This window comes from Calothrix sp. FACHB-168, from assembly GCF_963889195.1.
GTDB classification, from domain to species: Bacteria; Cyanobacteriota; Cyanobacteriia; order Cyanobacteriales; family Nostocaceae; genus Aulosira; species Aulosira anomala_A.
This window is the reverse complement of the sequence record NZ_CAWPNJ010000030.1, coordinates 1-24057: the sequence shown is the minus strand read 5'-3', so window position 1 is coordinate 24057 and position 24057 is coordinate 1. Positions and strand designations below refer to the sequence as shown.

Here is a 24057-nt window from a genome sequence, read left to right as displayed (position 1 = left end):
AACTGTCATTAGTCATTTGTCAATAGTTATCTCTCCTCTAACTTTGGTGATTGATTGCAGGTGAAGTGTTCTCATAACTGCGATTCTTGTTGTTGAAACAGACAGTAATACCGCCCTCGCATCGTCATCAGTTGAGCGTGTGTTCCTTGCTCCGCAATTACACCTTTATCCATGATGATGATTGTATCGGCGTTTTTCACCGTGTTTAGTCTGTGGGTAATAAATAAAACGGTGCTACCCTGAAAAAATTCCATTAAATTCCGACAAACTTGTTGTTCAGATTCGTAATCTAAAGCACTGGTGGCTTCATCGAGAATCAGTAGTCGAGGATTTTGTAAAACGGTACGCGCGATCGCAATCCGTTGGCGTTGTCCCCCAGAAAGGGCGGAACCTCTTTCTCCAACTATTGTGTTGTAACCATCCGGTAGTGCCATGATGAAATCATGTGCAGCAGCAGTTTTGGCGGCGGCGATGATTTCTTCGGTAGTTGCTTCTGGTCGAATCAAGGCTATATTATCTTGAATTGTGCCTTCAAACAAAAGGGTATCTTGTAGCACTATACCGATTTGACGACGCAAGGAGTTTAACTCTACTTTCCTTATATCATAACCATCAATTTGAATTTGTCCGGCGACAGGTTCGTATAGTCGGGGTAATAATTTTGTCAAAGTACTTTTCCCGGAACCACTTTGTCCAACTATACCAACAAAGGTGCCGGGAGGAATTTCTAAATTGATATTGATCAGTTTTAAGCTATCTTCGGGGTGAAAACCAAAGGAAACGCCATTGTATTTAATTGCACCAGCAATTTCTGGGAGTTGAATATTTTGGCGATCGCTAGCTTTAACTTCGGGTTCTGAGTCTAAAATATCACCCAGCCGTTCAATGGATAAAGCGACTTCTTGGAAGCTTTGGGAAAGTTGAATTAACCGCAGTAGGGGACTAGTGACATAACCTGCAATAATCCGGAAGGCGATTAACTGTCCTAAACTTAGTTGATTGGATATGACTAAATGCGCGCCTGCCCACAACAAAACAAAGCTGGAAAATTGATTTAAAAATCCGCTAATAGAGTTAGCTGTGCTGGAGGTGAGGACATTTTTAAAGCCGGCGCTGATGTAACGAGTATAGCGATCGCGCCATTGCCAACGAGATTTTAATTCAATATTCTGAGCTTTAACTGTTTGAATGCCGGTGAGTATCTCTACTAAATAGGATTGAGTATCCGCATAGCGTTCGGCTTTTTTGCGTAACTGTTGCTGCACAATCGGTACTACAAAGGTGGTGAGAATCGCAAATAATGGTACAGTCGCTAAAGCCACCAGGGTGAGCATCCAACTGTAAAACAGCATAATGCCGATATAAATTACCGAAAATATTGCATCGAGAACTACTGTTAATGCTGTTCCTGTGAGAAATTGGCGAATATTCTCTAATTCGTTAATTCTTCCCGCTAACTCACCCACCCGGCGACGTTCAAAATAACTCAAAGGTAGGCGCAGTAAATGTTCAATCACTTCTGAACCTAAGCGGATATCAATACGGTTGGTGGTATCCGCAAATAAATAAATCCGCAAACTCGTCAAAGCCGCCTCAAATACACCAATTACTAACAGGAAAATCCCTAAAATATCGAGAGTATCGAGGCTTTTTTGAATTAAGACAGTATCGATGATGATTTGGGTAACAATAGGATTTGCCAAGCCAAATATCTGCACAAAAAACGAAGCTACCAGAACCTCAAACAGTACCAGACGAAATTTCAAGATAGAAGGGATGAACCAACGCAGACTGAATTTCTCTGGGCGATCGCTTTCTGTTGTTTCTACCGTTAATACTTGTCCTGATTCTCCCCAAATTTGCGCAAATTCTGCCGGATGATAACAATTTACCCCTATTTCCGGCGCAGCGACTACAATTTCTCGCTCAGTAATTTTGTACAGCAGCGCGAGATTTTCTTGCCAATATATGATCGCTGGCGCATTCAAGCGGTTAATTACATGAACCGGAACTTTCACTAAATGAGCTTGCAAACCCATCATTTCCACTACTGCACCAGCTACCTGTAAGGTAATTTGCTGATTGGCTTTTAATTGATTCGTGACAACTTTGCGAATTAAATCGCGGCGAAAAGTACCCCCCAATATCTGATGCAACATCTGAAAACAGGCTAAGGGGGTATCAATTTTACCTTTCCCCGCCACAAAAATAGTTTGTGCTGGGGCGAGATTTTCGGCTATTGGATCGGGAGGATATTCAGGAGCCGGGGCAATTTTGATACTAGCGATATGTTCTGGTGGATAATTCCAGGGAATCCCCAGTAAGCGCACTGGGGTGGAGTTTTGCCAAGTTTGTGGCTTGTCGCTCAAAGGTAAGCGATCGCTCCCCCCAATACCCTCAATGCTACCTGCACTGACTAACCATAAACGCTCCTCATCAAAATCCTGGGAATTTACGGAACCAGGCGGTAAATTAATTACCTGTGTATCTTGCCAAACTTGCCGAGCTAAATCTTTAATATCGGTAGTTGCATCAGCGTGACGCTGGATTTCTTGACTGAGGAGTTCAAAAACTTCGCTAATATGCGATCGCGATCGCACAGATACCGCAAATTCTGGTTCTCGCTCCAGCAAACGCTGAAATTCTCCCGCTTCAAGAGTAATCGCAATTACTTCCGTCGAAGCCATTACCGCTTCGCAACTTTCCCCCCGCACCAAGCCCAACCAGCCCACAAACTCTCCTGGTTCGAGAACTGTTAAACTAACTTGCGAGTTAGTCCACCGCTCCTCAGCCAATACCCGCGCTTGTCCTTGATAAATTATCATGACTTGTGCTGGCATTCTGTCTTTTACCAGCATCCATTGTCCGGGGCGATATTGCAACAATTGACAGCGATCGGCCAGGGTTTTTACGGTATCAAATCCCATTATGTTAAATGGGGGAGTTGCGCTGAGAAATTCAACAATTTCGGTCTGGGTGATAATTGGCGTCATGCCAAAAGATACTCCACACAATAGTTAGCAGATTCTAGGCGAGTTTTAATTTCTTCTTCGATCCAAGCTTCAAACAGTTCATTTAGTAGATATTGCTGCGTATTTTCATTGAACTCTGTTGGTATTAATTGTTCTAGACGAATAATCACATACCAATCCGCTATCAGATGAGGTTTCCAGATTTGACCGGGTTGACTGACAGAAAGAATTTGCTGAATTATTGGGTGCGGTTGCGATAGGGGAACTGGCCCAATTAATCCCCCCGTTTGAGCTTCCGAGCCTTGAGAATATTGTTGAGCTATAGTTGCAAAAGGATGTTCTCCCTCAACAATCCGAAAATATAACTCTTGGGCTAGACCTTCATCTTGAGTGCGAATCATGGAATATGTTACCCGGTCTAAATCTGCTTTACGCTGCAAGAAATAAGACTCCAGTTTGTTACCCCAGATTGCAAGTTGGAATTTTTGGATTAATCGGGGACGAATCGCCAACTCCCTCATAATTGGTGGAGTTACAAGGTTTTTTTGCAACCATGCTTGTTCTTTCTCTGGTGAGGTAAGTTGGTGATATTCCCGAAAATTGGCGATCGCCTCTTGATATTCTGCTTCAGTACAAGAAAAAGATGCGATCGCTTCGTCTATCACTTTGGCACGTAATACCTGTGGTAACAGTTGATAACGATTTAACAAAGACAGTAATTGTTCTGTCTGGAGATTTTCGTTACCCAGTTGTAATTTTTGTGTCGTCATAATTCCCGACTAGCACGTTCAGCACTCTAAATTTGGGGCAGAAATCTGTATCATCTCTCGCCTGAGAGTATTGAAAGATACCAATATTTAACTAGTATCTTCTTTCTCTGTGCAAGAAATTTTGATGACATCCGGAACTTTTTCCAAAATTCTTGATGAAATTTTTACCTTGATTGTAGCCACCTTAGCTAAAACTTCACATTATATATTGTTATCAGCGTAATTTTTGACAAGGTTAGATTAACGACACTGAAATTTTATTAAAGTTTTAGTAAACTAATACACTTTACATACTTAGAGTTTTGTAGTTTCAAAACTAAGTAGAACAGTGCAAATAACCCAAAGTATATAACGTAACTAAAACCTCTTTTCTTCTGCCCTCTGCCTTTTCGTGAAGATCTATTTTCTCTAGGAAAAATCAATATCTCAGCCATCAATGCATATTAAATTTTTAAGTATAAAATTTTCTTTCTACGCAATGTGACAGTTTATCGTCCGGCACAAGGCAAGGAGCGATCGCGCTCAAGTGTCTTTTATGCTGAGGGAAAGCGACGGATGTATTACTGCTTACATCATTTTCCATTTACCCTACGGGTCTGAATTCAATCACTAGCGCTCAAATCTACCCACAGACCTCGAATTATGGAAGTCGCAATAAAAAAACAACCCTCCCATCAGTAACTTTGAAGTTTCTGATCCAAGATTTTCACAATACTCTCACGACCTGAATTGATACCTAATTGACACCTCCTCAGGTTTGCTCTACCAAAAGTTGCAGCAGAATTCGTTTTGCTGTGGAGTTCATGCGAACAAATCGTTATGAGGATTTTTGAGATGGCTACATTGACCTTTGAAGAACAAGTTCTCAAATTAACCAACGATATCCGAATTGAGAACGGTCTTTCACCATTCAAAGCCAATAAAGAACTCAACTATGCAGCTGACAAATATGCAGAGTTGATGTCAGCGAAAAATTACTTTAGTCACACAGGCCCCGATGGTTCCACACCTTGGGACAGAATGAAAGCAGTTGGCTTTCAAGCTCAAACAATGGGAGAAAATATCGCTTTCGGCCAACAAACACCCGAAGCAGTCGTCAAAGCCTGGATGGATAGTCCCGGACACCGCGCTAATATCCTCAATCCCAGGTACACTCAACTCGGTGTAGGCGAGGATAAAAGATATTGGGTACAAAACTTTGGTAGTGACGATCTCGATCCCACCACTAACATTCCCAATTCTGGATCTAATTCCGGTACTCCTCCCACACCCCCAATCAATACACCCCCAACCAATAATGTATTTGCGAGGGAAATTAGAGGCGGAAACGGTAACGATGTCCTAACTGGTAGTTCTGGTAATGACAGAATTTGGGGCGGTAAAGGTAACGATATCATCAATGGTGGTGGTGGTAACGATCGCCTAATTGGTGGTTTAGGCATAGATAAACTCACTGGTGGTGCGGGACTAGATACCTTCGCTTATAAAAGCTTAGGAGAAAAAGGCGATACCATCACAGACTTTAACGTCAGTCAAGATAAGATTGACTTGCGCCAAATTATGGCGAGTTCAGCTTACCAAAGCCAAAATAAATTCGCTGATTTCCTCCAATTCCAGCAAGTTGGTAGCGATACTATTGTCAAATTAGACATGGATGGTAAAACTAAAGCAGGCGGCTTTGATAAACTTGTTGTGTTAGAAAACGTCAACGCCTCTCGCTTAAATGCTAGTAACTTTCTTGTCTAATTAATCTAGTTTTCAATGCTCTTTTGCAGTTAGGGTGGGGTAAACCCGCCCCCTTCTTAAAATTAGACTCAAGTTTGTTTTCTTCCCTATTAATGTTCCTTCGGCAGATTTGAGATTTTAACTTCTGGTATAAACTCAAAATCTCAAATTAATTCATGAATTTTGTTCCCTATTAATGTCCGTGCGGCTTTCACTGCGATATTGTATCTGTAGTGACACAGCCTATTAGTGATACAGCCTATTTCAGTTCAATCAGGTACGCAGGGAGGGTCATGGTAATGCCCATTGGTGTCAACTTAATGCAAAACCCTTATCCTAACTGGCTCCCATGCTCTGCGTGGGAGCGATTATCTTGAGGCTCCGCCTCAATTTATCAGCTTTCGAGGCAGAGCCTCGCAATATGCATTTCCAGCCAGAGGCTGGAAACGAGATAGAGAAAGGTTTTTAGCTTAAGTTGATACAGGTGGGTAATGCCATGCCCCTACAATCTGTCCCATTCTTTTTTCCAATTAATATGAGGAATTTAATCCTGATTTGAAGACTAAATTCCTCTCTGCGAGACGCTGCGCGAACACTACAAACCTTTAATTATTGACGCCATTTTGGCTAATTATAGGCAGTTACCGGACGTTGTTTCGGTTCGGGAATTGGTCGCTTTAATCTTTGGGCAATTTCCACCCATTCCTTCATGATGACTTCTACATATTGCAGTGCTTCTTGATAGGTTTCCCCATCAGCAATGCAACCGGGTAAGTCTGGAACTTCGGCTATAAATGCTTGGTCTTCTTCGCTCCAGTAAAGAATTATTTCATACCGAAATTTCATGTTTAATTCCTATCTGGTACTTAAGAATGACTGAGCGCACAAGTTTCACTTGATAGGCTTTAGCTTTTCCGTTTTTGTGTTGGAGATTTAATATTTCTGCAATACCTTTTTTGGTAAGAATATAATGTCCGCCACGAATTTGCTCATCAAAGCCTAGTCTGTTTAACAGTTGCCAGAGTTGAGCGAAAGGAATTGCTGTATCAGCAGTCCCCGCTAGGATTTTTGCTAAGATCGGGTCTGGTTGACTCACTGGTTTGACAATCTTTTCCTGATTCTATAGTCTCTTATTTATTTAAGAGTGTTCTGATGTTTATAGCATGTCTTAGTTGAAAATGGGGCATTGGATATTGGGCATGGGGCATGGGGCATGGGGTATTAATTTTTATCTGCATTAATCTGTGGTTTCTTATTGTCTGACATTTTGAGTTTTGTCAGAGTTTTATTGGCTACCAAAAACAATTTTTTACTGAATTCTCAGATTAGCATCTTTATTATCTTTGGCTACTACAGCAACCTGTTAGACTTGTCCCCCTTCCCTTATCCCCCTTGTCTCCCTTGTCCTCCTTCCCTTGTCTCCCTTATCTCCCTTTGATTGCTACACTGTCGGGATAGGTTTGGTTTGAACTTGAGGAGTATTTTTTAACGCCGCCCAGCTACTAGCAATGGGCATTCGCCAACCTGTACCAAAGGCGCGATCGGTGATTTTTAAGCCGGGAGGTGCTTGGCGGCGTTTAAATTCGGCACGGGCTAGCATTTGAATTATCCGATCTACAATCACTGGATCGTGTCCGGCGCTGACAATTTCGGCGGCGGCTTCGTGTTTGTGAATTAGCCGTTCTAAAATATCGTCTAAAATTTCGTAAGGTGGTAGCGAATCTTGATCGACTTGTCCCGGTTTGAGTTCTGCACTGGGTGCTTTGGTGAGAACATTTTGGGGAATGATTTCGCCCTGACGGTTTAACCAATGGCAAATTGAATATACACGGGTTTTGGGAACGTCGGCTATAACTGCTAACCCGCCATTCATGTCACCATATAAGGTACAGTAACCTACCGCCATTTCCGATTTATTACCAGTGGATAACAGAAGATAACCAAATTTATTGGCGATCGCCATTAATAAGTTACCTCGAATCCGCGATTGCAGATTTTCTTCCGCAATCCCAAATTCCGTCCCTGCAAATAACTCTGCTAAGGAGTTATCAAAGGTTTGCATCGGTTCGGTAATGGGTAAAATGGTCGTTTTTATACCTAAGTTTTCCCCCAAAGCTAAGGCATCGCTAATGGAATGCTCGGAACTGTAGGGAGACGGCATCAGTACACCGAAGACATTTTCTTTACCTAGTGCTGCAACTGCGATCGCGGCGACTAAGGATGAGTCGATTCCCCCGCTTAAACCGAGTACAACTTTCGAGAAACCACACTTCCTGGAATAGTCTTTAACGCCTAAAACCAAAGCTTGCCAAATTTCTGCATCTGACGACTCTTGTATGGGCGAAACTTTCCCTGGCTTAAAATCTCGTTGTTTTTCGTCAAATTCTACTACGAGCAAATCAGTGTCAAAACCACGGGCGCGAGAGATAATTTCACCTTGACGACTCAAAGCAAAGCTGCAACCATCAAATATCAAGTCATCATTACCGCCGACTTGGTTAGCATAAATCATTGGTTGCTGAAACCGCACCGCACTATGCTTGAGCATCAATTCTCTAAATTGCTGCTTACCGACACTATAAGGAGAAGCGGACAAATTCACAATTAAATCTACACCTAAAATTGCTAAATCCGCGATCGGGTTAACTGCATAAGTGCGTTTCCCCCAAAATTCCTCATCATTCCATAAGTCTTCGCAAACAGTCACGCCAATATGCAGATCGTCCAAGGTGAAATAGTTGGCTTGTAAACCTGGTTCAAAATAGCGGATTTCGTCAAAGACATCATAAGTAGGTAACAGCCGCTTGTGGAAAATTTGCTTTACCTGTCCGCCAATTAACAAAGCGATGCTATTAAATAAAGGTTTACCACCTGTAGTATGGACTTTGAGATTTTCGTCTACTGTTCCCACCAAAACAGCTAAATTCGGCGGTAAATCTCGCGCCAATTTTTTCAGGGTAGTACCCATTGCGGCAACAAAACTAGGATTTAACAATAAATCTCTCGGCGGATAGCCACACAAAGACAATTCTGGCGTTAACAATAACCGCGCACCAGAAGCTACAGCTTTTTGCGCAGCTTGGAGAATTTGCTGCGCATTTGCGGTTAAATCACCAATTTTCGGATTGAGTTGAGCGATCGCTATTTTCATATTTTTTATTGGGCATTGGGCATTGGGCATTGGGCATTGGGCAATAGTCATTTGTATGTTGACTTTGGACTATTGACTATTGACTCTTGACTTTTTAATTAAATAAATACCAAAGGCTTATCTTTAAATGGCGCAAAAGCTTCGGCGTCAAACTTATATAAACTAGCGGGACGACCTGCACCACGTGATACTTTAATTCCGGTATCGCATAAAAAACCTAATTTGAGTAGACGAGAACGAAAATTAGAATAATCGGAGAAGTTTTCGCCTAAAACTGTGGTGTATAACTGATATAAATCATTTAATGTAAACATTTCTGGTAATACTTCAAACGCCACGGGGCTATACTCCAATTTATTACGCAAACGTCTGTGTCCGTAAGCCAAAATTTGATCGTGATCAAAAGCTAATTGGGGTAATTGTTTAACTGGATACCAAGCTATTCCCGTGACGCCATCAGCAATTAATTCTGCTTCTTCAAACCGCACCAGGGCAAAATAACTTACCGATAGATAGCGCACATTGTAACTATCGTTAGCTTCTCTGGGGTCGCGCTCGGGGCCGCCAAAGGTATATAACTGTTCTAAATAGAGATTATTCACTCTAATTTTTTCAGCCATAATCCTATAGGCTGCATCTTCTAAAGATTCTCCTTGACGCACCAAGGTACCAGGAAGACTCCAAGAATTTAAAAATGGCTCTTGCTGACGCATAATCAACAGCACGAGCAGTCGATTTTGGGCAGTATCTACAGAAAAAATTACATTATCAACGCCAACCTTGAAATCAGCCAAAGGTTGTTGATTTACCGGAGTTGGAAACTTTTTGTGGTTTCGTCCTGGCATTTGTACAAATGCTCTCGATTAATATAGGCGACTACAGGGGGGGTGAGGGCATGGGAATCTCCATGTTCGCGGTAAGCTGTGGAAGAAATATCTAGTCCAGTTAAGCTGGCGATCGCAATTTTCCCGCCTAGCTTTTGCACTCCCTCTAAACTAGACTCATCTATCGCATATCCCGGTCGCGGCACTACTAATAATTGCACTTGCCGCAACAAATCTTCAACTTGATACCAACGGGGTAGTTGATTTAGCAAGTCAGAACCAATTACCAAGGTATACTCGGTATCTTCTCCCCAACGAACTTTAGCTTTTTCCAAAGTTTCTAGGGTGCGATAGCTACTTAACTCTTGTTCCAAACCAATATTGTGGCTTGATGAGGGAATATCCGCAATCAACAAGCGTAACATCGCCGCCCGATGCAATAATGCAGTTTGATGAGATTTAAACGGATTATCCGCCGCCCAAACCGCCACGCGATCGTAACGTTCCGACAACCAACTCAAAATCGCCTGATGTCCCGCAGTTGGCGGATCGGCACTAGTTCCAAACAAAGCAATTCTCTGCATCTTATCTCTGTGCCCTCTGCGCCTCTGTGGTTTGTTTCTTCGTCTTCTGTGTCAACTCTTGCAACTCGGCAGAAATTTCCACATTCACCGATACAGGATGCTTTAATTGCCTTGTTTCCTCTGGTAAACTGGCAACCGATGCCGCAGTTCGCTGGCGAATTCTCTCTATCGCTTCAATTGGTTGCAGTTGCTTCCCAGCTTTCATTACCAATTGCAGTAGCGCTTCTTCCCCTACAGCACTTTCCGCAGCTAATCCTAATCTATCGACTTGAATTTTCCCTCCAGCAAAGGAGCGAAATATTTGTTTGCGTCCGGGATAGGTAGCTTTGTCACGGGATTCTTTCATGACTGGGATACCATCAATTTCTACAAGTTTGTAAACACCATTCACAGGCGCACCCGTAACTAGCTTTGTACCTAAGCCATAACCATCAATTTGCGCACCCTCGGCTTGTAAGCGGGTTATTTCCCACTCGTCCAAGTCGCCGCTAGCAAAAATTGTCACATCCGGTAGGAGCGATCGCACTGCTTTGGATAAACTCACCAAATCTCCCGAATCTAACCTGACTCCCGTCAAATGCATCTCTCCGGAATTTACTTTTTGTGCCAATTGTTCCGCCGCCGCGATGGTATCGTAAGTATCAATTAACAAGGGCGCACCTGGAAAATACCGATGAAAGGCTGTAAAGGCTTGTTCTTCAGTTCCTGCCATTGCTGACAGTGCCATCACCAAGGCGTGAGCCATCGTACCACTTGGTTGCTGATCGAGTTGTAGCGCCGCTAACACATTAGAAGTCGCATCCAATCCGCCAGCTAAAGCCGCCCGCGCCGCCCACAATGAACCTTGGGGGCTAAATGCCCGTCTGGTACCAAATTCTAAAAGTGTCGCTTGTTCTCCCGCTACATCCCTGAGTCTGGCGGCTCTGGTGGCAATTAAAGTTTGATAATTAATCGTATTTAATAGATAGGTTTCTACTAATTGGGCTTGCCAAAGGGGCGCTTCAATCCGTAATATCGGCTGATTAGCAAAGATGGCTGTTCCTTCCGGTACCGCCCAGACATCGCCAGTAAAACAGCCATCAGCTAACAACGCCCAAAAGCGATCGCTTGCATGAGCAAAAATCCCCGTTCTTTGCAAAGCCGCAATCTGAGATTCGCTAAAACGCAATTTTTGCAAATATTCCAAGGCTTGGGCTAGCCCCATTGCAATTAAATAGCCAAACCCCTCTGGTAACCGCCGCACAAATAACTCAAAGCTGGCTGGTTTGTGTTCTACGCCTTCACCTACATAACAAGCCGCCATTGTTAGTTGATAAAGATCAGTCAGCAGGCTGTAATCAACCGCAGCTACATTGAGTTCTGGCTGTTGTTGACTGTTTGTATATCTTTCCAAGTCCGGGAAAGTCGTCATGCCGGAGCGTCCTTAAAAGAATGCTTGTTACATTTATGGTAGATTTTACCATAAATCTTGTCAAGCCTTAGAGCATGTCTTCAATTTATCTACACAAAACCGAAGCTTTAGCCGCTAATTAATTTAATTTTTGCCATTAAATTCATATCTATTAATAGTTTTTGCGCAATATATCGAAAGTTATCCTTTGGAAGTATAATGAAATGTAAAGATGACTCTTCGGCAAAAAGTAGCAGCATCTTGTTCTTTCAAGGCTGAGACAAAAAGCTAATTTACAATTAGAATTGATAACATAAGTAGCAACAGCAAATAAGCTAAAGTATTGCAAACATATCTGAAAAAGAATTGCAGAGATTGTTGATATATTGAGAATTTAAGCAAAGCCAGAATATCAGAATTAAAGTAGAGACATAACCAAAGAAAGCGACTCGGAAAACAGGAGTCTAACATTATGTCTATTACTAGAATCATTGCTAGCATTACTCAGTTTATTTCTGAAGCCGCAATGCGGATATTTGGCCCTAATGATGACGCATATCCAGAAATTGGTATTCAACCGTTTACGGGCGATCCTTACAAGAAAGGCATGGCAGACTATTGGTAACGAGATTAGCCTGAGATGACAATTTTACTATTAATAAACTAAAGGCGTGAGGTTCTGACCCACGCCTGTTTATTTGAGGATAATAATATTAAGTATGGTAAAACCTAAACATCAAAATCCTCTGTTTGCATTTGGGAGCATCCCAATTTTGACGCAATACCCTAGAAGGGTATTGCTATACCAACAAAGCCTGCCTTGGCAGGCTATCAAACTTTTAGCCTGCCAAGGCAGGCTTCGTATTTCTAGCCCCACCCTTATAGGGTGAGGGCGTTTTTGCACATTTGGGATGCTCCCTTGCATTTTGCAGCAGTTTAATCTGAGCTTAACAAAAATCAATGTTAATTTAAGTAGAGCAACTCGATCAAATCAGAGTTGAGTATTAGCTTATGGCTGAGTAGATTTTTCTAATAGCGCTTTTTGTTGTAACCAATCCTTACCTAGCTGGATGCTAATATCAGAGGCGATATTGCCGGTGCTTTCCACGCGAACTTCGCCAAATCCTAACAAATCACGAATTGAAGCGGCGCTATCACCATCACCTTGTTGAGCGACAATGTTACTAACATCCAGGGGTTCAGTCCAAGGCTTTGTGACATAAACATTGCGATATCCCGCCTTTTCCAAAGTTCTAATTAAAGGACGCAAAGTATTGTAATCGCCACCCGTACTATCTTGAATCGCTACCCGTAACGAACCAGGTTCAGTTGTTTGCTGTTCTTGCGCTTGTTGTGACTCTACACCAAAGTGTTGCGCCATTAACTTAGCAATACCCTGTTTACTTGGTAACCAATAGCTAGCATCATATTCATTTTTCTCGCTAAAGCGACCAGGTACCATCAGCATCTGCATATTAGAGCGATTAGTGCGGACACCAAAACCCACTAATGCCACTAATTCCTCAACATTTAAATTAGTATCAATATGTTCTTTAACTACATCCAGTACTTTTGGTAATTGAGCTACCGTTGATGGGTTAAGTGACTGTTCCATCAAAGCACGCAGCACCATTTGTTGGCGCTGAATCCGCCCAATATCTCCTAATTCATCACGGCGGTACCTTAATAATTGCAGCGTCTGATCGCCATTAAGATGTTGTTTGCCTGCTTTTAGATTGATATATAAATGCTGAGATTCATCTTGATATTTCATATCTTTGGGGACGAAGACTGTCACACCACCCAAAGCATCAATTAATTTAGCTACGCCTAAAACATTAATCCGAATATAGCGATCGATCGCTACCCCATTTAAGAGATTGCTGATGGTTTTAGCTGTTAAAGCTGGCCCGCCGTCAATATTGGCATGATTAATTTTTTTCACGCCATGTCCTTCTATTTCTGTGCGGGTATCGCGAGGAATAGAAAGCATAGTCACTTTTTTCGTCTCTGGATCGAATTTGATCAAGAGCATGACATCAGCCAACCCATCAAAGGAGTTTACCTGGGGGTGATAGCCTAAATTTTTGGTTTCTTCGGGAGCATTTTGGATATCTGGTGGTAGTACGCTCATCCCCATGACTAAGATATTCACCGGACGAGTTAACTGGGAAAATTTAAACCCACTTCCGGAAATGCGATCGCCATCGAAGACAGCTTCTTCTTGGGGGCTAAGTTGGGCTTGTTGTAAAGGCGTACTCGTCAAAGAAACGGCCAACAGCGCCCCGGCTGTGGCTGAAACCATTGCAATTCCGCTCATCCCTACCCAAAACCACAACCAACGCCCAGTTTTAGAGTTTGGTATCTTTTTATTGCTGTTTTTCGCAACGTTTCCTGACTGGTTTTCTTCTGCTGAAGTTCTTTGAATGGTCACAGACATCCTCACACTTACTGATCAAATTCGGTACATTGGCAGACTAATAAATATTCAGACAAATCAAACCATATTAGCTAATTCTTAATTATTAGTGCTAACTTGTTGATTGCTGTGTTAACCACAACACTTATAGCAGTCTTTTTTATTTTTTTCGACAAATTATGATGATGTGTTATTGCAGTATGACAACAATAAAGGAATTTGACCAGATCCTTAATGATATAATCTTTAACTTGCGAAAAAATTAAGTAAAACTACTGACCTAATTATTACTTAAAAATTTAAACTCAATATTTGCCCAAGGTTCGTTCAGCTAAACGGCTAAACCCCGGTAATTTGTGAGACTTTCTCTGAATGACGCGCAACATCAACCACAGACTCACCAAAAAATAACCGGAAGTCACAAAGCTATTGAGGATTAATAAGCGCAAGCCCAAAAATTCTGAAGTTTCAGCCCCGGTTGCTAATAAGAGGTATGCCACAAACCAGGTAAATGCCAAAGTAATAGACAGGCGACTAGTGGCTATTTGTTCCCGGGTTCCCTGACGCCTGTAAAGAGTCCACAGGGATGGAAAAACGCCAACCACGGGAATTAAATGCATAAGCAGCTGGGTTTTTGGGGTTTCATTGGTATTGGGCATGGGGCATGGGGCATTGGGCATGGGGCATGGGGGAGCCACTGCGTTGGACGGGTTTCCCGGCTTAAAGCAAGTGGCGTCATTGGGCATTGGGAATTTATCGTTCATATTTTCTTCTTGTCTCCCTTGTCTCCCTTCCCTTTGTCCCTCCGAAGTTCTGTTCGTCGAAGACGTTGGCGAAGCCATCGGAGGTTTCCTCCGCTCAGACTTCTCTCCTTGTCCCCAATCCTCAGAATCAGATGCAGGGAAATTATTATTTTTATTTGGTTGAAAATTTTCCATTTGGTTGATTCTAATCCTAAACTAGGAGGATGAATAATAGTGATGTAGTTAGAGATAATAAGCTATAAAGAAAGATTTTATTTAGTTCTATCCTGTAATCGGCTAAAGATGCAGACACGCAAGCTACTAGACTGGTGGGACACGCTAACACCCATAGCGCGGATCGGAGCGATCGCGTTATTCATTCCGTTGGTAGTGTTAAATGGTTGGGCTATTTCCTCAATTTTTAATTATTTCCACTCCTTAATAGTTATTTTAGTCGGAGCCTCGGTATTAGCATTTCTGCTCAATTATCCCGTTAGCTGGATGGAGCATCATGGGTTGAGGCGAGAGCCGGTTGCTATCTTAGTGTTTCTTTTGGCTTTATCAATTTTATTAGCCTTGGGTGTAACTCTGTTTCCCCTAGCCCTCACCCAAGCGCAGCAACTAGTGGCACGCATCCCGGAGTTAATCGACTCTGGGCGTTCTCAGTTAATGATGTTAAACGAAAAAGCAGAGGTTTTCGGCTTACCAATCAATCTTGATGCCCTAGTCGCGCAAATTAACGATCGCGTCAAGGGACAATTGCAAGCGATCGCCGGCAAAGTTCTCAATCTAGCGGTAGTCACAGTCACTAGCTTGCTAGATTTTGTCTTGACGATGATTTTGACTTTCTATCTATTACAACATGGCGGTGAACTCTGGCAAAGTTTGGTAGAATGGCTACCCACAAAAGTGCGCGAACCTTTCTCCCAAACAGTACGCCTCAGCTTTCAAAATTTCTTTATCACCCAGCTAATTTTATCTACCTGCATGGCATCAGCCCTAATTCCCACATTTTTGTGGCTAAAAGTGCCATTTGGTCTATTATTTGGCTTAACCATTGGTATCATGGCGCTCGTGCCCTTTGGGGGTTCTGTAGGCATCGCCTTGACTACCTTATTGGTATCCCTACAAGATTTCTGGATGGGCGCAAGAGTTTTAATGGCCGCAGTTATCGTTCAGCAAATTCTCGAAAATTTAATTGCCCCCCGGATTTTAGGGAGCTTTACAGGTTTAAACCCAGCTTTGGTAGTAATTTCTGTACTCACAGGGGCGAGAATTGGCGGACTTCTGGGTGTAATTGTGGCAGTACCCACTGCTGTAGTGATTAAAACCGCTATCAGTGTTATTCGTCCAAAATCACTGAGCAGCGATCCGCATGAGTATGCCAATTCCGGGGAAATTACTACACCCGTTACACCAGAAGTCTCCCCAACAGTTGAAGCGAATAATCCCCTGAGCGTATCAGAAGCTACATCACCCTAAGCTGGGCAGAGGAGGCAGGGGGGCAGGGGGCAGGGAGCAGGGGGGACAAGGAAGACAAGGAATTTTAGATTTTAGATTTGCGATAGCGCAGCGTTAGCGAGTCCGCGAGCGTCTTTTGGATTTCAATCTAAAATCTAAAATCCAAAATCCAAAATTGTTTCAATGCCCCATGCCCAAATCCTACTGCGGTTCCATGATGGAACCCATAAATAAAACGCTACCTGTTTGATTATCCCGAATAGCGCAAAAGAAGGGACGGTCAACAATCATTTTGAATGGTTCTGGTTTTTGTACGGCAGATGTTGCCACGATAGAGACTGAAGTTGATGCGGCGGCTTCAGTTCCTTCTTCATTCACTTCTACAAAGGTTTTATGCTTTACCTGGCTAATGGTAAGGTTTTTACCGATACCTGAGAAATTTGCTTTGTCGCTAAAAGCCTCTCCCATACCTAAAGCTTTCAGTGCATCGTTGAGGGTAACTTCATAGTCGGTTTTAAACCGGGGTAAGCGAATCGAGCCTTCCCGCTTGCGAAACTGAGTCATCCATTGTTCCCAGTTATCTGCATTTAGGTTTTGATAAAAAGATTTGAGGCTGGAATTTTGTTTAGGTAAAAAGATATATAGGCTGAATTTACCGTCTTTACCATAAGGTAAACTTACTGCCTGAAATTGCGCGTTTTCTTGATATCTGTAGTCGCCATCTTGCGACATCATCGGGTGATTTTTTTGTTGGCCAGATGCTAGGTTAAATGGCAATGTAGCAGTCTGACTTTTATCAAATTCATTGCTCCATTTACCTTTAAAATATATCGCATTAATCAGAAATAACATCTGATTTGGATCGATATTATCAACTATTTTGTTGATTTTACCTTGGGTATTATCTTTAACCCAATTATTGATAATATTTGGTGCTGATGCATCTTGAAAATCTAGGTTAGTTACCTGGGCTTTATAGTAATCCTTGTTTTTCTGGATAAAGTCTGATTGAAATTTAGCATTTTTATTCGCCCATAGCGAGTTAGCAATATTCAATCTGACATCGCTATTAGGATTTTCTAATAGCTGTTTTAAGTCTGAGTAAGCTGAATTAATTTCTGCTAAATTCATTCCCTGTAATTCCAGGGTTTTCGCCATTGCTTGTTGGGTAGATCCACTGGCTCCGTTATAAGTCATGGCTAGAGCGATCGCCACACTTGAAGGTGAAAGAAAAATGTTCTTGTCGCTACTTTCATTTTTCAGAACTTCTGAAAATAATTTAAAGCCAAATTTATTATTAGCTTTGACTAATTTTGTATCAGGATTTGCTGTTTTTTTTGGCAGAACAGATTCGGAATTAGGTGCAGGAGATTGAGCCAAGGCACTCTTATCGCCATTAACCTGAGAACAGCCCAATACACCCAAAAGGACAACACTAGCCGCCGTTAGCACGTAACGTCTTCCTAATCTCACCCCGTAACGTCGTTGTAAGAAAGTCTCTTTCATACCACTAAATTTCTGCCGATTCATTCTGCCACCTCACTCGCCATATATTTATTTAGTCGTCTTTCAAGTAGGACGCTCGTGACCTATTAATTGTTAACTATGGCATTTCAGCAGCAGAAGAATTTTGCGGTTACAGTTTTGGTAACAGTCAATAATTTTCAGAATTGTAAAAAAGTTATTTCAGTTACTATTTGGTCATTTGTCAGAGACGCGATTAATCGCGTCTGTACAATTGCCATTTGTCATTTGTCATTTGTCCTCCTTGTCCCCTTTGTCCCCCTTCCCTTGTCCCCCCTGCCCCTCTGCCTACTTCTTAGGTACAGTCCACCAAGCTAACCCATAGGCTTGATTGGGTTCGTTAACTTGTTGGCGCATCTGGACGCGAATTTTGTAATTTCCATCAGCAGGAATCGGGCAGAAAATGTGTTCTACGCTATCAATTTGGCTGATAGATGAGCAAACTGTACCACCATCTGTATTTTGGGCATCAGTTTTGACTAAATATAGGTCGAGGTTATTTAAACCGCGATCGCGAAAATTATCGCCAATATCATAAAGGTCATTTTTATTGCGATCGTTGAGTTCTACCAACCTATCCCAAGTCAAAGTCATCGCCACAAAACTCCCTTTTTTTAAGGGTTGTGCTAGCACATATTCTACAGGGGCAAGCGTATTTACTGTGTGGTAATCCCAACCCATCGCAGGTACGGGATTTGTCGGTAGCCATTGACCTGCGCTAAATTGTTGATAAGCTCTAAATGCATTTAAATGACCTGTTCCCATTTGGGCATCTAAGGGAATTTTGTCATCTAAATAGGCATCAGAAGCTAGCCAGTCTAGGTTTTGTTTATCAATTATTGTCCTAGTCATTCCCAGCCGCAAGCCATCGCCGCTATCTTTAACTTTTTCTGCGGAATTAAGTAATACAGCTTTCATCACTTGATGATTGCGAGAATTGACACTCCAGTTAGGTTGTTTTGTCCGCAACTGGCGATCGCCAAATTCCTGCAACAACGCCACCGTGGCTGTAAGGTGAGGTGCGGCAAAGCTTGTACCTGTGACTTTATTAACTTTGCCATCAGGATTGAGCATGACAATATTACTACCCGGTGCCACTAAACCGATAGCCCGCCGCCCGCCAATATTAAATTCCTTCCCCGCCAATCTACCGCTAACCCCTTGGTAAGCACCCGCCAGATTAGAAACATCTACTTTATTAAAAATCCCTTCGCGGCGGGATGAAAAAGCCACGTTGATTGCATTAAAATTATCTGTAGGAATAGGAATACCGCCTTTACCTTGGTTGCCTGCGATCGCATATACAACATCATGGACGCGAGTTGACCAGTCAATACACAAAGTCAGTAAGGCATTGCCATCTAAAATAGCTTCTGGGCGCGGATCGCGGTTGAGTGGTTCGCCAAAGCTAAAATTTATGGCGCGAACATCACCACCATTTTGTAAAGCAATATGTTGTGCCGATAAACATTCTTCTGGTTGACCCATATTTTTAGTTGAACCAACAGCCGAAGAATACAGTTTTGCTTCTGGCGCTACCCCCGGCCAAGCTTTGTCTTGACTGACCATCACACCAGCTACATTATAAGCATGAGGGTCAACACCACTATTGGATTTAGCGGGGCCATTGCGTAAAAAAACCGCAGCTAGGGATACAGCACGATTTTTCGATACTGCTTTATCCCAACCAAACATTCCCGGACGACCGATTTCCACTTGACCAATAGAAATTTTTCGACCGCGTAAATTATAAGGAGGTTGATGCAGCCTTAAAGCATCAATACCATTAGTTCCCAAAGAACTTTGTAAAGCTGAAGCCAGTACTGGCGCACTCAAGCAAGCAGCACCCAGTCCCCAAAATAGCCAAGTTAGTTTTTTAGTCATTGGTCAATAGTCAATAGTCAATAGTCAGTTGTCAGTTGTCAGTTGTCAGTTGTCAATAGTCAATTGTTAGAGACGCGATTAATCGCGTCTGTACAATAGTCATTTGTCCTCCTTGTCTCCCTTACTCCCTGCCCCCTGCCCCCTGCCCCCTACCCCCTACCCATAAACCTGGGATCAAATTTATGAGCGATTGCTAAATATTTTGTTACAATGCTTACAGACGAGGATGCTTCAAAACCCACTAGCCATGACCCAAAACCTATCTCAAAAGCCCATTGTTATCTCTCCATCTATCCTATCAGCCGATTTTAGTCGTCTGGGAGACGAAATTCGTGCGGTAGACGCAGCTGGAGCAGATTGGATTCACGTTGATGTAATGGACGGTCGTTTTGTACCTAATATTACGATAGGCCCTCTAGTGGTGGAGGCGATTCGTCCGGTGACCACAAAACCATTAGATGTCCACTTAATGATTGTGGAACCAGAAAAGTATGTAGAGGGTTTCGCTAAAGCAGGTGCTGATATTATCTCCGTACATGCCGAACATAATGCTTCACCCCACTTACACCGCACTCTTGGACAAATCAAAGAACTCGGTAAAAAAGCAGGCGTTGTACTCAATCCTTCCACACCTTTGGAATTTATTGAGTATGTATTGGAACTCTGCGATTTAATCCTAATTATGAGCGTCAACCCTGGTTTTGGCGGTCAAAGTTTTATTCCCGGCGTCGTACCCAAAATTCGTCAGCTACGTCAAATGTGTGACGAACGCGGACTCGATCCTTGGATTGAAGTAGACGGTGGACTCAAAGCTAATAATACTTGGCAAGTTCTAGAAGCTGGCGCTAATGCCATCGTTGCTGGTTCAGCTGTATTTAACGCTCCAGATTATGCTGAAGCAATTACAGCTATTCGTAACAGCAAGCGTCCATCTCCAGAATTAGCTAAAGTTTAATCCTGTGGGAATTAAACTGAGTTGAACTAGACCATAAAAATACTGATAGGGTAGCGCATAATCATGCCTACCCTATTTTTTAAACTCAGCCAATTCCTATCAAAGTCCTATTTGATTTTTGAATAAATTAAAAATCAAACTGAATGCTTAAATTATCTCCCAATTCTTGCCCAATTAGTTGCTTTCCAGAAGCTAAAAAATAAAGCTGCTGAAACTAAAGCTCCCAAATTCCATTTAACAGAATTCTTGAGTAAATTTAGACGTTGAGAAGATTGAGTCCTTTCAGCTTGAGTCTTAATTTGAGCTTTCGCTTTAGAAACATCTGACAATATTTGAGTTTTGACTTCCTGAGGACTTTTACCATCTAATGAACGTCCTTGTGACTTTAAAAACTCATTTATTTGTTCTGGTGTCGCTTGATTTAGTTGCTGTTCTACCTGCGCTGCTTGGGTTAATTGCTGTTGGGATGCAGTGGTAATTTGGGTTGCACTTTGTTTACTCAGCCGAACTGTGTTACCAATTCCCAAAGGTATAAGTAAGAGAAATATTACTGCTAATAATAAAGTTAACCAAGAGAAAAGTTTCAGACTGAGAAATTCCCATTTGCTGCGGGAATACATTTCTCCATAAAATATTAGCGCGAAACCAATTAAAGGTACGGGTACTCGTTCAACTAAAGATCCGAAAGTTTGAAATTCCCAAGCAGGATTCATAAAATTCGGTGGAAACAACATCTCAACAACATCGAAAAAGGCTAATAAGAGTAAGCCGTAACCTAGGATTCGCAAAATTTTGGTTGAGCCTGTTTGGCTAAAAGCAAACTCCTGTAACTCTTGTACTAAAGCGGGAATGAATTTATCACTACTTGATTTTGTCATGTTCCTAATGTAGTAAAAAAGAAAACTCTGAAAAGAGGAAAAACTCCGGTTTTTTAAGCAGGTTTTGCCGATATTAATTTCAATAACACATTTGCGTCAAAAAAATTAGCAAGATACCTTTTTATTAAAAACCATTGAATAGTTCTTACCTCTTGATGTTCCTAGCTGTAGCTAGGAGGAAAAGCATTATTGTCTGTCTGAGAGTTTGAAGCTATGCATAGGTGGTCTTTACACAACGCAACATTCCGAGATTCGCGTTGAGACTGTTCTGGTTTTGGCTTAGTAACTGGCTTTGTCAAAAAAATCTTCACTAAAACGAAGAGGACACTACCTAAAGTTAGAGCCAAAAACATAATTCGCAGTTGTTTCCACAGAGCCATCACCTTTAAAACTCCGCAACATCATAAAGTTAGTTCATCCCTACTCCAAGAGTAGGAACAGGTAGTATGACACCAAAATCAGCACTGCGATCGCCCTAGCGTAAAAAGCCCTAGAGTAAAAAGTATAAAAGCTAATGACAGTCTTTACTCATCAATAAAAGTTTTAACGCTTTCAAGCCCTGATACTATAATTCTGTTTCTTGAGGATACAGCCATTGATAACACTTAGTGAAGTACTTCATCTTTGTTTTATCTTGGTTGTGGTAATTATTGTAAGTATGTATGCTAGCTGACCTGTAATTATTCTTACGTAATTCTCTATTTCTCATCAAGAATTTTGCTGAATATTAATACAATCTTTAATTTCATTGGTTTTAATAAATCTATTGGCTATACATCCTCAATCCGCTTGACATAAGAGTTACAACACACAAATAAGAGATTTTACGGAGAAATTTTGATGAAATTTTGATAAATTTTCGATAAATTTAGCTAAAATCTGGAGGGACTAGGAAAATATTAGATCGTTCGTATGATTTTATACTTATTGACTTTTTAAGTAAGTTGGTATAGATAAACCAAACTATATTACGAAACGTTGCAAAAAAAAGATTGGCGGGAATATTAAGTACAAAATTCAAAATCTTCTCTTACAGAAATTTTCAGCTAAATAGACCACACTGTAGGGGCACGGCACCAGTAAGATTATTGTATATAGGAGAAGATTGTGGACGCCGTGCCCCTACTACGATTGTGGTTCAAATGCATGAAAACTGCTGTAATATTCCGCAACCCATCACAGATATGAACAAATAGATAATGTAAACACAACTATGTATTAATTGTGCTTTTTTGTTGCTGCTGTTGTTTGCGACGCAATGTGATACCCAAAGCACAAGCTGTCAATGTACCAAAAATAGTCATAGGTTCTGGGACAGATTGCGCTGGGCTAACTTTAATAAAAGTAGAATCAATTCCCTGTTTAAAGTCGTAAAAGTTGTCGTAAGGATCGGTATCACGAAGTTGATAAACGACTTTCGGTTTATTTAAAAGGCTAGTATAAAAGTTACTCAGAGTTGATGCATTCGTAACATAGAACCAGCCTGTATCTAATTTATTATTCCGGAAACCAATACCGCCTGGATCGCCAGGAGTTACATTTCCTAAAGCATCAGTTTGTTTAGTACTAACTTGACCAAAATAACCAAAGTCAATGTTATTTAAAAGTAGTTGATTTTCAGTACCAGGATCTTTATCCTTTGTCCCTGTGCCAGAATCACCATCAAAAAGTGTGAACCGAACAGCCAGTTCTTTAATTCCTCCCCCAAGTTTGTTGATGATTGATTCTGTAAAATTGTTGTCGATACCAATAGTACCAGGATTACCTCGATAGTTTTTTGGGTTACCACGATCGTAATAACCTCTGAATAATTGACTGGCTCCTAATTGGCTAGTTACCCTTGTATTATTCTCACCAACAATATCCAAAACTACTCCACCGACTGAAGTAATTTCTGTAGGTAGAACGCCTTTACTTGTGGGGGAGGTGAGATCTAAAGTTGCAGCTTGTGCTGAATCTGCTGCTTGAAAAGTTGCAAAACCTAGAAAAGTTATTGTTGCAACTTTCCACAATTTTTTTCTGATTTTCAATTTAGTCATTACACTTTTGCTCATCACGAAATTATCAAATTGGCTGCTAAATGTACTTTTAGGTACAAATTAGCTCTACAATCAAAACTTTTGCACTATTTATCGATGAGCTAGCGACTTGATGAGGATATAATCCACACTTTCTTGTCGTTAGCAAAATGTTGTATATCTCCTTATCTCTAGGAGAATTTAATTCTTTGCACCCTATTGGTAGAGGGAATCAATAACTTAAAATCACAGTCAAATACTTTTCAAATAGCCTCTAAAAAAGACTATTTGATATCTATGAGATTTCTAAACTGTCAAACCAGACTTCTACAATTCACCAGGAATCAGTATTTTTTAATATAAAATAATCAGTAAAATCAACTACTTATCTCGAAGTTTATGAAAACTTTAAGGCAGTTTTTTCGCCAAAAATATTACAAAGCTGGATAAGTATAGATTAAGAAAGGGTTAACGAACACAATTGAATATAAAATTTACTTAAACTTAAGGTAATTTATCCGGAAATTTTCTATCGCAGTAGTAAAGTGTGGTTAGATTTTCACCTAAGGGAACTCCAAAAAATAAATTATCCCAAATTGTAGGGGCGGGGTGACCCATTGGTGTCAACTTAAGTTAAAAGCTATATACGGCGCGTGTTGTACAAAAACTTTCGCCCTCATCCCCTAACCCCTTCTCCCCCAGGAGAAGGGGAATTAAATCTCTTGCTCCCCTCTCCCGGTGGGAGAGGGGCTGGGGGTG

General features: G+C 41.5%; 18 protein-coding genes. 4 read left to right on the top strand and 14 right to left on the bottom strand.

The genetic code is table 11. The features are described 5' to 3' along the window. Positions 1 to 71 precede the first annotated feature (71 nt). The gene (locus AACW45_RS18315; protein WP_190628251.1) at positions 72 to 2993 is read right to left on the bottom strand and encodes a peptidase domain-containing ABC transporter; all 2922 of its coding nucleotides are present in this window, start codon (positions 2991 to 2993) and stop codon (positions 72 to 74) included. Then, positions 2990 to 3742 (bottom strand): peptidylprolyl isomerase, encoded by a 753-nt coding sequence (locus tag AACW45_RS18310; protein WP_190628249.1) that lies wholly within the window; start codon positions 3740 to 3742, stop codon positions 2990 to 2992. The genes AACW45_RS18315 and AACW45_RS18310 overlap by 4 nt, the downstream gene beginning before the upstream one ends. A gap of 834 nt (positions 3743 to 4576) precedes the next feature. On the opposite strand from AACW45_RS18310, the gene AACW45_RS18305 reads away from it, so the two are divergent. Next, a complete protein-coding gene (locus AACW45_RS18305) occupies positions 4577 to 5488 on the top strand; it encodes a CAP domain-containing protein (protein ID WP_190628247.1) in 912 nt (303 codons plus the stop codon). Positions 5489 to 6094: 606 nt separating this feature from the next. On the opposite strand, the gene AACW45_RS18300 is transcribed toward AACW45_RS18305, so the two are convergent. The 6 genes from AACW45_RS18300 to AACW45_RS18275 all read right to left on the bottom strand — a co-directional run bounded on the left by AACW45_RS18300 (position 6095) and on the right by AACW45_RS18275 (position 11437). Next, positions 6095 to 6313, bottom strand: a complete 219-nt coding sequence (locus tag AACW45_RS18300) for a type II toxin-antitoxin system HicB family antitoxin (protein ID WP_096646764.1) — start codon at positions 6311 to 6313, stop codon at positions 6095 to 6097. Beyond that, on the bottom strand, positions 6297 to 6563 hold the full coding sequence (locus AACW45_RS18295) for a toxin HicA (protein WP_096646763.1): 267 nt from the start codon (positions 6561 to 6563) through the stop codon (positions 6297 to 6299). Before AACW45_RS18295 ends, AACW45_RS18300 begins: the two co-directional genes overlap by 17 nt. Before the next feature lie 345 nt (positions 6564 to 6908). Then, on the bottom strand, positions 6909 to 8618 hold the full coding sequence (locus AACW45_RS18290) for an NAD+ synthase (RefSeq protein WP_190628731.1): 1710 nt from the start codon (positions 8616 to 8618) through the stop codon (positions 6909 to 6911). A 98-nt stretch (positions 8619 to 8716) separates the two neighbouring features. Then, positions 8717 to 9463, bottom strand: a complete 747-nt coding sequence (locus AACW45_RS18285) for an NUDIX hydrolase (protein WP_190628246.1) — start codon at positions 9461 to 9463, stop codon at positions 8717 to 8719. Then, positions 9424 to 10026 (bottom strand): nicotinate-nucleotide adenylyltransferase, encoded by a 603-nt coding sequence (locus AACW45_RS18280; protein ID WP_190628244.1) that lies wholly within the window; start codon positions 10024 to 10026, stop codon positions 9424 to 9426. Before AACW45_RS18280 ends, AACW45_RS18285 begins: the two co-directional genes overlap by 40 nt. Before the next feature lies 1 nt (position 10027). Then, the gene (locus AACW45_RS18275) at positions 10028 to 11437 is read right to left on the bottom strand and encodes a nicotinate phosphoribosyltransferase (protein WP_190628243.1); all 1410 of its coding nucleotides are present in this window, start codon (positions 11435 to 11437) and stop codon (positions 10028 to 10030) included. Between the two features lie 451 nt (positions 11438 to 11888). Here AACW45_RS18275 and AACW45_RS18270 point away from each other — a divergent pair, with 451 nt between their 5' ends. After that, positions 11889 to 12041, top strand: a complete 153-nt coding sequence (locus AACW45_RS18270) for a hypothetical protein (protein WP_190628241.1) — start codon at positions 11889 to 11891, stop codon at positions 12039 to 12041. Between the two features lie 384 nt (positions 12042 to 12425). On the opposite strand, the gene AACW45_RS18265 is transcribed toward AACW45_RS18270, so the two are convergent. Together AACW45_RS18265 and AACW45_RS18260 are read right to left on the bottom strand one after the other, a co-directional pair. Then, complete coding sequence (locus AACW45_RS18265) at positions 12426 to 13850, bottom strand: LCP family glycopolymer transferase (protein ID WP_190628239.1); 1425 nt, start codon at positions 13848 to 13850, stop codon at positions 12426 to 12428. Positions 13851 to 14140: 290 nt separating this feature from the next. Continuing rightward, positions 14141 to 14515, bottom strand: coding sequence for a hypothetical protein (locus AACW45_RS18260; RefSeq protein WP_190628729.1), 375 nt, complete (start codon positions 14513 to 14515; stop codon positions 14141 to 14143). 366 nt (positions 14516 to 14881) lie between these two features. Between AACW45_RS18260 and AACW45_RS18255 the strand changes: the two genes are divergently transcribed. After that, positions 14882 to 16060 (top strand): AI-2E family transporter, encoded by a 1179-nt coding sequence (locus tag AACW45_RS18255; RefSeq protein WP_190628238.1) that lies wholly within the window; start codon positions 14882 to 14884, stop codon positions 16058 to 16060. A 180-nt stretch (positions 16061 to 16240) separates the two neighbouring features. Here the strand turns inward: AACW45_RS18255 and AACW45_RS18250 are convergent, their stop codons facing one another. Together AACW45_RS18250 and AACW45_RS18245 are read right to left on the bottom strand one after the other, a co-directional pair. Continuing rightward, complete coding sequence (locus AACW45_RS18250; RefSeq protein ID WP_190628236.1) at positions 16241 to 17569, bottom strand: serpin family protein; 1329 nt, start codon at positions 17567 to 17569, stop codon at positions 16241 to 16243. A 282-nt stretch (positions 17570 to 17851) separates the two neighbouring features. Then, a complete protein-coding gene (locus AACW45_RS18245; RefSeq protein ID WP_190628234.1) occupies positions 17852 to 19447 on the bottom strand; it encodes a S8 family serine peptidase in 1596 nt (531 codons plus the stop codon). A gap of 247 nt (positions 19448 to 19694) precedes the next feature. Here AACW45_RS18245 and rpe point away from each other — a divergent pair, with 247 nt between their 5' ends. Beyond that, complete coding sequence (gene rpe, locus AACW45_RS18240) at positions 19695 to 20402, top strand: ribulose-phosphate 3-epimerase (protein ID WP_096646755.1); 708 nt, start codon at positions 19695 to 19697, stop codon at positions 20400 to 20402. Positions 20403 to 20554: 152 nt separating this feature from the next. Here rpe and hpsJ-A read toward each other — a convergent pair whose 3' ends face one another. Together hpsJ-A and AACW45_RS18230 are read right to left on the bottom strand one after the other, a co-directional pair. Next, the gene (hpsJ-A, locus tag AACW45_RS18235; protein WP_190628232.1) at positions 20555 to 21280 is read right to left on the bottom strand and encodes an HpsJ-like protein, cyanoexosortase A-associated; all 726 of its coding nucleotides are present in this window, start codon (positions 21278 to 21280) and stop codon (positions 20555 to 20557) included. A 1211-nt stretch (positions 21281 to 22491) separates the two neighbouring features. After that, the gene (locus AACW45_RS18230) at positions 22492 to 23319 is read right to left on the bottom strand and encodes a PEP-CTERM sorting domain-containing protein (RefSeq protein ID WP_190628230.1); all 828 of its coding nucleotides are present in this window, start codon (positions 23317 to 23319) and stop codon (positions 22492 to 22494) included. Positions 23320 to 24057: the final 738 nt, after the last annotated feature.